Genomic DNA, 13,051 nt, shown 5'->3' on the forward strand with positions numbered 1-13,051 from the left:
AAACACTCCGATACGGGGGTTTTTATTAGTTGAAAACCCGGCCGTCCCGATAAGGAACAGTCTGAGTCTTGATAATTCGGGCGGGATTACCCACGACCACCGCGTAGTCAGGGACATCCCTGGTGACCACCGCCCCGGCGCCGACCGTGGCCCAGCGACCGATGCGCAAACGCGGCAGGATGGTGGCGTTGGTGCCGATGAAGGCCCCATCGCCGACCTCGACACAGCCAGCGATAGCGACACCAGGCGCCATGAACACGGAGTGACCGATCCGGCCCTCGTGTCCGATCAGACTGCCGTAACTGATGCTGCTGTTATCGCCCAGGGAGACTTCGGCCTGAATGATCACGCCTTCCTGGAGATAGTTGCCCGTCCCCAATTGCGTCATGGCCAGGTCAATACCCGGGTGCAGAAAGTTGCCCAGTGTTCCGCCGGCTTCGATGATCTGCCGGGTCGTCTCGTAACGGGTTTTGGTATCGCGGGTGATCAGGTTCACGAAGCGCGTGTCCGGTCCCTTCAAGTCGGCCACCCGCTCCACCCCGCCGATCACCGCAATGCCGTAAAACATCGTGCCGTGCTTGGCCGCATCGTTGTCCAGGAAGGCAAATTTCACCGTGGGGCTGGCACGCTGGACTGAACCAATCATGCGCACCGCTTCAGGGTTCGCCGCGCCCAACAAGTAGACGTTCACAGCAGATTCCTTTGCTTGCAGACGGTGCGAATAACATCGATCACCCGCTGCTGATCGGCATCGCTCATGTCGTGATAGCTCGGCAGGTTGATGGCCCGCTCCGACAGCGAAAACGCCATTGGTGTATCCACCGGTTTATCGGCAAACATCGGTAGCGCCGACAACGGCCAGAAAAACACCCGGGCATCGATGTCGGCAGCTTGAAAGGCTTCGATCAACATCTCCCGAGTGACACCGGTACTGGCGTCGAACACCACCGTGGGCATCCAGTAGCCGTTCCTGGAATGATCCGGTTGCGGGTTCATGGACAGCACCGGGATATCCAGTAGCCCCTGGGCATAACGATCGAAGATCGCGCGCTTGCGTGCGATCAGCTCATCGACACGTTCGATCTGGGCACACCCGATCGCCGCCTGCAGGTTGCTCATCTTGTATTTGAAGCCGATGAAATCCGGCCAGAACTGGCGCGTGCTGCCATTGACCCGGCCGTGATTGGAGAGCGTAAGCACCCGCTCATACAGCGCCTTGTCCGAGGTCACGAAAATCCCGCCTTCCCCGGTGGTCATGGTCTTGGTGCCATGAAAGGAGAACGCACCGAAGGCCCCCAGCGAGCCGGCCGCTTTTCCACGCCATTGCGAGCCAATGGCTTCGGCGGCGTCTTCGACGACGGCAATACCGTGTTCGCGGCCGATATCCAGCAATGCGTCCAGATCGCACAGGTTGCCGTACAGGTGCACCGCCACAATGGCTTTGGTCCGCGGCGTAATGGCTTGCCGGACCTGCTGCGGATCCAGGCACCAGCTGTCCGGCAACACGTCGACAAAGACCGGTGTGGCACCCAGGTAATCGATGGGCGCCGCCGAGGCGATCCAGTTGGTGTTGGCCAGAATCACTTCATCGCCCGGGCCGATACCCAGCGCCGCCATCCCCATGTGCAAGGCACCGGTGCAACTGGACGTCGCGATGGCGTACGGCACGCCCATGTGCTGCGCGAAGGATTTTTCGAAACGCGTGATGTATTCGTAGCAACGCTCGCCCCAGCCATGCTGCACGGCATCCAGCACATACTTGGCTTCCAGCTCGCCCACACTGGGCTTGGTGTAATGAATTCGGCTCATCTGAAGCTCAACTCCGGAATGGCAACGACAAAACGAGCGCCCCAGTTGCGCACAACTGCGTATTGCTGGGTGATCTCATCCAGCAGATTCCATGGCAGCACCAGGACGTAATCCGGCTTCTCGATTTCAATCCGTTCGGGAGAAACCACGGGAATGCGACTGCCCGGCAAGAACTTGCCCTGCTTGTGCGGGCTGGCATCCGCCACCCAGGCCAGCAGGTCCGGTTTGACCCCCGCATAGTTGAGCAAGGTGTTGCCTTTGGCCGCGGCGCCGTAGCCGACCACCCGCTTGCCGTCGGCCTTGGCCTGCAACAGAAAGCGCAGCAGTTCGTGCTTGATGCGCTTGGCAGCGGGGGCCAGGGTGGCGTAGTACTCCGGGGTTTTCACGCCTGCTGCCAACTCGCTCTGCAATTGCTGCTGCACCGCTGGTTGCACCTCACGACGCTGGCCATCGGCGCGCTGCACGAAAACCCGCAGTGAGCCGCCATGGGTCGGCAGTTCGCTGACATCGAAGACTTCCAGACCGTTGCGTTCGCACAAACGCTGTACGGCGCTCAGCGACAGATAGGAATAGTGTTCATGGTAAAGAGTGTCGAACTGCTGACCGGCCATCAGCGTCAGCAAGTGAGGAAATTCGAACGTCGCGACGCCGTTCGGCTTGAGCAGGGTTGCAAACCCGCCGAGAAAATCATTGATCTCCGGCACATGGGCCAACACGTTGTTGGCCGCCATCAAATCCGCCGCCCAACCCTCGCCGAGCAACTGCAACGCCGTGTCGCGGCCGAAGAACAGTTCGCGTATTTCCAGCCCCTTCTCCCGCGCAGCTTGCGCCGTGCTGCGGGTCGGCTCGACGCCCAGGCAACGGATACCGCGCTGTGCAACGTACTGCAGCAAGTAACCATCGTTGGCGGCAATTTCCACCACACGACTGTCGGCGCTCAGCCCGAAACGCTCGACCATCTCGGCCACATAGCGCTCGGCATGGGCCAGCCAGGTGCTGGAAAAGGAACTGAAGTACGCATAGTCGGCATCGAACAGACTATCGGCGCTGGTGTAGTCCTGGGTCTGAACCAGCCAGCATGCCTGGCAGACCGCCACTTTCAACGGCACCCACTGCTCGGCCTGCTCCAACTGGTCAGCCCGCAGGTACGCGTTGGACGGTGGCGAGGTGCCCAGATCGATCAACGGCAAAGCCAACGGGATGCCGCAACCTCGGCAGTTCATAGACGCACTCCAGGGAAATGGTCATCGATCCGGGGATGAGCGGCATCCCGGGCCGACAGATTTTTGACAGGGTTGGGCCAGGCAATCGCCAGGCGCGGGTCGAGCACCGACAGGCCACCCTCGTGATCCGGGGCATAATCGGCGCTGTGCAGATAAAGCAGCTCGGCGTCGTCGCTCAGGGTCTGGAAGCCATGGGCGAAGCCGGCCGGAATCAACAGGCTGCGGCCGTCGCCAGCGCACAGATGCTCGGCGTGCCACTGCAGGAAGGTGGCCGAGTCCGGTCGCAGGTCGACCGCAACGTCCCAGACTTCACCGCGCAGACAAGTAATCAGCTTGGCTTCCGGCGCCTGGGCATTCTGATAATGCAAACCACGCACGCTACCGCGCTCACGGGTGCAGGAGTGATTGATCTGACGAATATGGAACGGCTCGCCAAAGGCGCTCAGGCTGCCTTCGCAGAACAGTCGGGCGAAGTGCCCGCGCTGATCTTCATGACGCTTGTGCTGAACACTGAACAAACCGTTGAGAGGCAATGCACTGATCCGGAACTCGCTCACAGCGCCCCCCGGTAAAGGCTCAACTGATCCAGGGTGATGGCACGCATGTCATCGCCATTTTCCCAGGCCAGGTGCCAATCCAGGGTCTGCGTCAGGCACTCTTGCAACGACCAGCGCGGTTGCCACGCCAGCAACTGACGGGCACGACTGCTATCCAGGCGCAAGAGACCGGCCTCATGCAAATCACTCGGTTCTATGCGCAAACCCCGCGCTTGCGGCCAGCGCCTGGAGAGCAGCTCAACCACTTCGCCGACGCTGCACATGTCGCCTTCGCCAGGCCCGAAGTTCCAGGCACCGGCGAATTTCGGCCCATGCTCAAAGAGCCCCGCCGCCAGTTGCAGGTAACCTGCCAGGGGTTCCAGAGCATGCTGCCAAGGGCGAACGGCCTGTGGATAACGCAGGGTGACCGGCTCATTCGCCGACCAGGCCTTGAGCACATCGGGGATCAAACGCTCCGGGGCGAAATCGCCGCCACCGAGGACATTCCCGGCGCGCGCGGTGGCCAGGGCCAGGCCGTGTTCGGCATAACGTTCTGTGGGGAAAAACGAGGCAGCGTATGACTGCGCGAGCAACTCGCAACAGGCCTTGCTGCTGCTGTAAGGATCATGGCCACCGAGGGCTTCGTCCTCACGATAGGGCCACGGCCACTCCTGATTGGCGTAGACCTTGTCGGTGGTCACCAACACGCAGGCACGTACCCCGCCGACCTGGCGAATCGCTTCCAGCAGGTTGAGCGTACCCATGACATTGCTCGAGTAGGTCCCGAGCGGGTCGCGATAGCCTTCACGCACCAGCGGCTGCGCCGCCAGATGCAGGACGATTTCTGGCTGAACCTCGGCGATCAGTTCCAGCAAGGCGGCCAGATCACGCAAATCACCACGCTGATCGTTGATGCCTTCAGCGACGCGCGCCAGTTCGAACAGGCTCGGCCCGGTGGACGGATCCAGGGCAAAACCGCTGACCTCGGCCCCCAGGCTTTGCAGCCATAACGTCAACCAACTGCCTTTGAAACCGGTGTGACCGGTCAACAGCACCCGCTTGCCGTGCCAGAACTGCGGACTCAGTCCCATTGCTTCCACGGGGCCTCCCCGCTTTGCCACAGATGCTCCAGATGGTTCTTGTCACGCAGGGTGTCCATTGGATGCCAGAAACCATCGTGCTGGAACGCATTCAACTGGCCCTGGGCGGCCAGGGTCGTCAACGGCTCGGACTCCCAGACCGTCTCGTCAGCGGTGATCAGCGGCAGCACTTTGGGCGACAAGACAAAGAAGCCACCGTTAATCCAGCCGCCATCACCGCGAGGTTTTTCGGTGAAACCACGAACCAGATCACCGTCACGCTCCAGCGCGCCGTAACGCCCCGGCGGCTGCACCGCCGTGACCGTGGCCAGCTTGCCGTTGCTCAAGTGGAAATCCACCAGCGCGCCGATATTCAGATCCGACACGCCATCGCCGTAGGTAAAACAGAACGCCTTCTCGTCTTCGACGTAACGACTGGCGCGACGCAAACGCCCGCCGGTCATGGTCTCTTCACCGGTGTCGATCAGGGTGACACGCCAAGGCTCGCTGTAGTTCTGGTGAACGTCCATGCGGTTGTTACACATGTCGAAAGTGACGTCAGAGGTGTGCAGGAAGTAGTTGGCGAAGAAGTCCTTGATCGCGTAGCCCTTGTACCCCAGGCAAATCACGAAATCGTGAATTCCGTGTGCGGAGTACTGCTTCATGATGTGCCAGAGAATTGGCTTGCCGCCGATCTCGATCATTGGCTTGGGCTTGAGGTGCGATTCTTCGCTGATCCGCGTACCCAGGCCACCCGCCAGAATAACTGCCTTCATCTTGTCCCCTCTTGTTCGTCACAGGGCTCAGCCAAGCTGTATCAAGCTTTTGCAGGCCTTCTGGATAAAACGCTCAACGCCGCTCGATGCCTTTCAGGCAGCGCCGGAAATGCACGATTTATGGCGATATATGGGGGACTTGCAGGAAACGCGCCAGCTCGAACCGCCACCGGCGCTGGCGCAGACTGCAATCTTTTCAAGGGGCTTTGCGACGGTGTGTGAGGCGGGATGATCGAGCGGTCAGAATCAAAAGATCGCAGGAGCCTGCGATCTTTTGATGGCGGGCGACTTTAATCGGCCAGCCAGCCATTTTCCCAATACCGTAAATTATCTGCGCGCAGCATGTAATCGCGCAGCACCGCTTCGCGCAGCTCATCACCCATGCGGTAGCTGGCATCCGGGTCGGCCAGGTGCATGCGAATGGCCTGCAGCCATTCATCAGTACTGTTGGTGATGACTCGTGTACACGGCAGATAACCTCGATAGGCTGCGGTGTCGGTACACACCACCGGGTAGCCACAGGCGCCATACTCCAGCAAGCGCAGATTGCTCTTGCAGTCGTTGAAGATATGAAACTCCAGCGGCGCCAGGGCCAGGTCCAGATTCAGACTGGCCAGTTTCGCCGGGTAGATACTGAGGTCGATAACGCCATGGAATTCGTGCATGTATGGGCGCAATTCCTCCGGGCACATGCCGAAGAAAACCCAATCCACTTCGCTGGCCAATTCGCGGACGACGTCGGCAATGATTGCCAGATCACCCGAGTGACTGGTGCCACCGCCCCAACCTACCCGTGGTTTTCTCGAGGTGCGGCGCTGACTGCGCAGATCGCCCCATAGCTCGGTCGCCAGCATGTTCGGTACGACCCGAATGTCATGGTGCATGGACGACAACGCATCGGCCAGAGGCTGGGTCGATACCACCACCCGATCACACAGACCGATGGCGCGCCGGACCAGACGTTCCATCTCGACGTTGTCCGGCATATTGCGAATGTGCGCGTTTTTTTTCGGGGCCTGGATGACATAGTCATCCAGCTCGAAAATCAGTCGGGCGTTGGTGTAGGGTTTCAAATTGGCGATCTCATTGATCGGCCCTTCGCTGTAGCGCCCCTGCAAAACGATAACATCGGGCGATTCGCGCTCGATCTCGATGATCGTAGGCAGGTCATGGTAGATACGCCCGCCCGCCCGGCCCGCCGCCTCCAGCTCAACCAGTGGCTGTATCACCCGATAATGCCCGACGGCCGAGGAGTTGACCGGCAGGCCCATCACCTTCGGTACCTGGCGAATGGAAAACGGGTTCCATCCTGTGCGTAAGCCTGGCTCCAGACTGAAACTGGAACCCCCCAGCGTATTCAACATCAGGTTAGGGTTGTAAGCCGGATCGCGGGCAACGACGGGCAGCCAGCGCTGGTAGAACCTTTCCTGTTCCTTTCCTCGAAGCGCCTGCTGGGCAACGTCCGGCGCTACTGCAGGTTGGGTTCCGAGAGCCAACTGGGCATACGGCGTCCATACCACCAGATAGCCGCTTTGGCGGACACGCAGACACAGGTCCACCTCGCTGAGGGTCGAGGCGAAGTCCTGCTCTTGAAGACCGCCCACACTGTCAAAGACCTGTTTGCGCACCATCAGGCAATCGGCACCGACCGCACTCAAGTCCTGGACCACCTGCAACCGGTGCATGTAGCCGACCGCGTCCAGCGAATCGCCGAAAAACGGCGAACCGGCCGGCCCTTGCAGCCCGAGAATGAGGCCAGCATGCAGAATACGACCGTCCGGGTTGAACAGCTTGGCCCCCACCACACCGACTTCCGGGCGCTGCCCATGGTTGAGCAGCTCATCCAGCCAGTCCGCACGGGTGACCACCACATAAGGGTCGAGCATCAGCAAGTATTCGCCCTGTGCCTGCTGCGCCGCGAAGTTGCGAATCGCCGCGACATTACCCTGCTGCGGATACTCCAGCACCCGCAACCTGTCACTGCCCAACTGCGCCATACCGGCCAGCCAGTCAAGCGCCTGCGGGGTTTCACTGCCGTTGTCGATCAGCAACAGCTCGTATTCGCTGTAGGCGGTTTTCTCCAGCAGGCTCTCGACACAGCGTTGCAGCACCGCCAACTGGTCCTTGCAGACAATGATGATCGACACCAGCGGCCGTTCCGCGTGCCGGTAATCGACGCGATTGAGCAGAGTAAAACTGCCTTGGCGAATCTCATGGGCAACCCCCATACGCTGAAGATGCGCCTCCAGCACCTGCGGGTTGAGTTCGATCACCTCGGGCAACGCGAGCCACTGAGACAAGCCAAGCGTCGATTCCAGCAATACCTCGGCGATATGTTCGACGGCCTGAATGCCGTCATCCTCGACCATGCGCCAAAGCACATCGTGCGGTGCCAGCTCGCCATAGCACGAGTTGAAACCGCCCAGCGCCAGGAAGCGCTCGCGCTCAAATGCCAGAGACCGTCCTACATAGGGGTAACTGCGCATGAGGTCCAGATTGAAGTCCGGCTTGAAGACGGGGTCTGCCGATTCACCGTCACGCAAACCACCCTCATCGCCGTAGATGCACAGAGCGCTTGGCGAGGCGCAGATACGCTCGGCCAGCAGCAGCAACGCTGGCTCCACCAGACGATCTGCGGCACGCACGACATAGAACCAGTCAACCCCGTCCAGTTGTGCCAGCAACTCATTGAGCTGCTGGCACCAATCTTCCTGCAACGGCAAGGTGAATACCCGCTCATCGAGCTGCGCTTCGGTACAGGCACTGGACAATACCAGTATCAGTTCCGGCGCATAGAGCTGCCCGGCAAGGCTCTGAAGGGTGATATCCAGACCGGCGCGGCTGGCTTGCTCATCGATGATGATCGGAACAATTTTCGGCTGCCGCGACCAACCGGCCAACGTTTCCGGCAATAGACGCCGCTGAGTATCACTGAGCGTGCGACAGGCCAGCCACTGCGCGTAAAGCTGGGAAAAACTTTCGCTGGCGATGCCAACCCGATATTCCTGGTTGGCCTGCCGCGCGCCCAGGGTTCGACTCAAGGGCAACTCGTCCCAGACCCTCGGCGCCTCATCGGCCCGGGCCAACGGCAGATAACGAACCCAGCCAGCCGCAGGTGCGCCCTCGCCACCACGAACCTTGAGCATTTGCACCAGCCATTGCTTTTCCGTGTCGGCCGCATCTTTCATCGGCTGCTGACGGATCAGCCGTTCCGGATACTGGCGCTCGACACTCAGGACATAGTTCAGCTGCGCCAGATTGCCCCGTCGCAGCAGGCAAATGTACAAGGCAAGATCGAGCGATGCGACAAAGCAATGACCGGGCTGAGTCAAAGCCGGCAACAACTCCAGCACATCCTCACGGCGAAACAGTGCACTGCTGAACCCGCCGAGGAAGTTGACCGGAAAGCTCTCGAAAATCGCCAGCAGGTCATCGCCCTTGAACATCCCGCATACAGGCGAGAGCGTGCTGTTCTCCAGGCGCGACGGCAAGGGGTGATCGTCAGCGTCCCAGAATACCCGCTGAGCAAGCACCAGATTGATATCCGCCTGCTCGATCAGCACTTGCGCCTGGCGCTCGATACAGGCTGGGGACAGTTGATCGTCATCACAGAGAAACTTGATGAACTCGCCTTGCGCCTGCTCCAGACACGCCTGCAGATTGCCGACAAAACCCAGCGTCTGCGGATTTCGTACATAGCGCACGCGCCCTACCGCCTCTGCGGTCAACGACTCGACAACCTGCTTGATTTCATCGTTGCGACTGTCATCGCACACAATGATCTCCAGGTTCGCGTAGTGCTGGATCAAGGCGCTGCGCAGGGCCCTGCCGAAAAAGCGTGGATTGAAGGCGGGAATGACAAGGCTGACTAGCGGGACTGGATTCACGGCAGGGCTCTCAAGCGGCGGGGCTCACCCGGTCGGGTGAACCCCTGAAACCGCTGAAAAAAGGCGGTTGGTATTCGGCGGTTGTTACGATCGGGCGCTTACTCGCCAGCCCCCCCTTAGATCTTGTTGAACAGGCCCAGCTGACTGACTTTGCTGAACGCCAGTTGCGCGGCCTGCAACATGGTTTGCTGCAGGGTCAGGCGAGTCATGACCTCGGCCGTGTCGGAGTCGCGAATCGCCGACTGGCTGGCTTTGTTGGCAAGCACCAGGCTCTCATTGGTTGTCGTTTGATCATCCAGGACCTGGCCGCGTACGCCCACGGAAGTGATTTGCGAACCCACCTGCGCCTGCGCACTGTCCAGGTTACCAATGCCCGAAGCCACCGCCGCTTGCATTTTTTGCAAGGCGACCGGGTTGTTATCGGCCGGCGTATTCAACGCGGTACGCAACTGCCCCAGGGTGTCCAGAACGTTCTGGGTCTGGTGGTTATTGGTCTGGACCACGAATTGATCACCGGCCGCCGGAGTACCGCCGAGGGTGAATGTGACCCCGGCCGCCGTCGCCGTGGCGCCCGCCATGATGCCCGAGGAAACCGGTTTGCTGCCTGCCGTGATCGGCGAAGCATAAAGATCGTAAGCGGTGGCACTGGTGAACTTGAGGATCGCCCCGCCCGCCGGGAAGGTGCTGTTATAGGCCGCCGAGTTGCTCTGGACAGCGCCAGTGATCACCGCCGTGGAAGGGTTGCCCGCGCTACGCGATGCGTTGATGGTGTCCGCCTGGGCCGACAACTGGAACGTATGGCCGGCAATCACCGCATCCGGGACATCCCCGGACTTCAGATTGATGTTCAAGCTCAGGTCGACACCACGGAAACTGACAGTCTGGTTGGCGCCGTTGCTATTGCTGATCACACCGTTCTGGCTGGCTTCGGCGGTAACATCATTGCCCAGGCTATCGGTGATCTGCAGCTGCGTACTGCTGAGAAAGTTCACGGTGTAGGGCTGACCAGCGGCAAATTTGGAATCGTAAGTCCCGGTGTTGCTGACCTGACCGTTGGACAGCGTCACCCGACCGTCATCCACCGCCGGTGCCGTCATGCTGCTCTGGGTGCGACTGGTGTTGATCGCCTGCTGGAAAGCATCCCAACCCGTGGTGTTGCTGGCGACCGACATGGAATCGCCGATGGCCAGGTTCAACTTGGACTGGTCGCCATTGTAACTGTAGGTGCCGTCGGAGTTTGCCGTGTACGGCGGCGTACTGGTTTTCGAACCGCCGAACAGATAGTTGCCGTTGGCATCCTGACTGTTCATCAGGCCCAACACCTGACTCTGGATTTGCCCCAACTCCTGGGCAGCGGCCTGGCGGTCCGCATCGGTCTGGGTACCGTTATTGGCGCCGAGCGCCAACTCCTTGGCCCGCTGCAAGGCATTGCCAATGGAACTCAGGGCTGTTTCCGACTGGCTGTACGCACCCTTCAGGCTACTGATGTTGCCGGCGTACTGATCCAGCATCGAACTCTGCTGCCCGAGCTGCAGCAATCGAGCGGCACCTATCGGATCATCGGCGGCCGTGTTGAGCTTGGTCATGCTGCTGGCTTCGGCACTGCTCTTGATCATGTTCGTGTAGGTGCGCTGGTAGTTAGCGGCGGTCGTTTCGTAATACTGGGCGGTAGAAATGCGCATGAATTACGACTCCTTAAAGACTGTTGATCAGCGTGCTGAAGGTTTCCTGCGCAGCCTTGATGATCTGCGAAGAGGCCGTGTAGTACTGCTGGTACTTGACCAGATTGCCGGTTTCTTCGTCCAGATCGACGCCGGACAGGGAGTCGCGGGCACTCTTGGCCTGGGTCAGAATCGCCGTGGTGGCGTCATTGTCAGACTTGCCCTGGGCGGCTTGGGCGCCGACGTTGGAAACCAGTCTGCCGTAGGCATCCGAGAGGCTGATGCCTTTACTCGCCGAACCGGTGTCGACCGTCTGTTTGCTCTGCAAGCCAACGAGCGCCGTACTGTTGCGGTTGTCCGAGGAGCTTGCGCCAGTCAACGAAATACTGAAGCTTTCACCGGTGGCGGGTGAGCCTGCGACCGTCGTTTGAACCGTGAAGGTCTTCTGCACTGCCGGCACGACCGTGTTGTCCATGATCGGATTGCCGCTACCATCGATCATGTTCACTTGCAGGTTCAGGGTATTGCTTTGACCGGGAACGATAGTGCCCGTGCCCATGCTGGCGCCCTTGGCATCGTAGAGCGTATAGCCCTGGCTACCGGCGCTCGCGGCATTGAACGCCAGTTTGACCGGCGTCGAATACGTGAGCCCGGTTTGCAGATCGGTACTGGCCGCGGGATCGTAAATATCCAGGGTGCTGGTCAGTGTTGGCTGGCTGTAGGCACCCTTGTTGTTGGCGCTGGTGACTCCGGTCAGAGGTGCCGCTGCAGCGATTTTCTTCGGATCGGTGAGCACGGTCTGGATATCAGTGGCGCCACTGCGGGTCGGCGTTACCTTGAAGGTATCGCCAGCGCTCATGGCGCCGCCACTGAGTGTCATGTTGAAGCCGTCGATGACCGGAGGCGGTGTAGTGGTGGTGCTGAAGGTACCCATGTTGGTGCCATCGGAGCGTTTGACGCTGTAGTCCGTGGCAGTGCTGAAGGTCACCTGATAATCGTTGGCGGTCAGTTTGCTGGTGTCTTTGATGGTGACATTCAGGTTTCCGGAACCTGCGCTGTTGCCCGTCTGGGCAATGCTGCGCTGACTGATCAGCGCCGCGCTGTTGATATCGCCGAAGATCGCCGAACCAAAGTCGCCATTCTTGTCGATGCCCTGGGCCTGCTGACTGTTCATCTGATCGGCGACAACCAACGCGACCCGCCCCAACTCGTTCATCGCCGGGTCGAGCACTTCGTTGCGATAACGCAGCAAGCCACCGATCTGGCCGCCGGTCACCACCGACGTGATATCGATGGTGCTCGAACCGCGATTCAACTGGAGCGTCGAACGGCTCGGATCGGTCTTGCCCGGCACGGTTTCCAGGGTGTTGGTGGTATTGCCCATCACCAGCGGCTGGCCACTGCCGATGTAGACGTCGTAATTCGTGCCGCGCTCCACCACCTGGGTACCGACCAGCGCGGACAACTGACGGACCGACTCGTTACGCTTGTCGAGCAGGTCGTTCGGCGCACTGGCGCCGCCCGACACTTGAGAGATCTGCTGGTTGTACTGAGCGATCGTGGTTGCCAGTTTGTTCACCTGGGACGACAGGTCCGACAGGTTGGTGTTGATGCCGGTGTTCTGGTCGGTCAACTGTTTGGAAATCGAGTTGAAGCGATCACTCAAGGCCTGGGCATTGGTCAGCACCGACTGACGGGACGCATCATCGGTCGGCGTGCTCGACACACTTTGCAGGGAAGTGAAAAACTTCTGCAGCGCACCGGTGACGCCGGTGTTGCTGTCGGACAGCAGCGTGTCGGTCGGCGTGACCTGCGCCAGGTAGGACGACGAATCGCTGCTGAGCGAGGTCGAAGTGCGTAACTGGGCATCCAGGTAGGCGCTATAGACCCGGCGCACATCCGCCAGGGTCGTGCCCGTGCCGATGAAAACGCTGCCGTACTGATTCGAGGCCTTGCTGCTCTGCACGGTTTGCTGGCGCGAATAACCGGCGGTATCAACGTTGGCAATGTTGTTGCCGGTCGTCGCCAGAGACGATTGGCTCGAAGCCAGACCCGACAAGCCGATATTGAGCAAACTCAT

At 60.2% G+C, this 13,051-nt stretch carries 9 protein-coding genes; all 9 read right to left on the reverse strand.

The annotated features are described in order from the left end of the window. Window positions 1–25: 25 nt before the first annotated feature. A complete protein-coding gene (locus AC07UI_RS20655) occupies window positions 26–691 on the reverse strand; it encodes an acetyltransferase (RefSeq protein WP_494994240.1) in 666 nt (221 codons plus the stop codon). Further along, on the reverse strand, window positions 688–1,809 hold the full coding sequence (locus tag AC07UI_RS20660; RefSeq protein ID WP_494994241.1) for a DegT/DnrJ/EryC1/StrS family aminotransferase: 1,122 nt from the start codon (window positions 1,807–1,809) through the stop codon (window positions 688–690). The genes AC07UI_RS20655 and AC07UI_RS20660 overlap by 4 nt, the downstream gene beginning before the upstream one ends. After that, window positions 1,806–3,032, reverse strand: a complete 1,227-nt coding sequence (locus AC07UI_RS20665; protein WP_494994242.1) for a methyltransferase domain-containing protein — start codon at window positions 3,030–3,032, stop codon at window positions 1,806–1,808. The genes AC07UI_RS20660 and AC07UI_RS20665 overlap by 4 nt, the downstream gene beginning before the upstream one ends. Next, window positions 3,029–3,589, reverse strand: a complete 561-nt coding sequence (locus tag AC07UI_RS20670; protein WP_494994243.1) for a dTDP-4-dehydrorhamnose 3,5-epimerase family protein — start codon at window positions 3,587–3,589, stop codon at window positions 3,029–3,031. The genes AC07UI_RS20665 and AC07UI_RS20670 overlap by 4 nt, the downstream gene beginning before the upstream one ends. After that, window positions 3,586–4,668 (reverse strand): CDP-glucose 4,6-dehydratase, encoded by a 1,083-nt coding sequence (rfbG, locus tag AC07UI_RS20675; RefSeq protein ID WP_494994244.1) that lies wholly within the window; start codon window positions 4,666–4,668, stop codon window positions 3,586–3,588. The genes AC07UI_RS20670 and rfbG overlap by 4 nt, the downstream gene beginning before the upstream one ends. Next, window positions 4,650–5,423 (reverse strand): glucose-1-phosphate cytidylyltransferase, encoded by a 774-nt coding sequence (rfbF, locus tag AC07UI_RS20680; RefSeq protein WP_494994245.1) that lies wholly within the window; start codon window positions 5,421–5,423, stop codon window positions 4,650–4,652. Before rfbF ends, rfbG begins: the two co-directional genes overlap by 19 nt. Window positions 5,424–5,713: 290 nt before the next feature. Next, window positions 5,714–9,310 carry a glycosyltransferase gene (locus AC07UI_RS20685; protein ID WP_494994246.1) on the reverse strand — a complete coding sequence of 1,199 codons (3,597 nt, stop codon included), beginning with the start codon at window positions 9,308–9,310 and terminating at the stop codon, window positions 5,714–5,716. Between the two features lie 116 nt (window positions 9,311–9,426). Next, window positions 9,427–10,992 carry a flagellar hook-associated protein 3 gene (locus AC07UI_RS20690; RefSeq protein WP_494994247.1) on the reverse strand — a complete coding sequence of 522 codons (1,566 nt, stop codon included), beginning with the start codon at window positions 10,990–10,992 and terminating at the stop codon, window positions 9,427–9,429. A 13-nt stretch (window positions 10,993–11,005) separates the two neighbouring features. Continuing rightward, complete coding sequence (flgK, locus tag AC07UI_RS20695; RefSeq protein ID WP_494994248.1) at window positions 11,006–13,051, reverse strand: flagellar hook-associated protein FlgK; 2,046 nt, start codon at window positions 13,049–13,051, stop codon at window positions 11,006–11,008.

The organism is Pseudomonas sp. GW821-FHT04C07, from assembly GCF_059420325.1.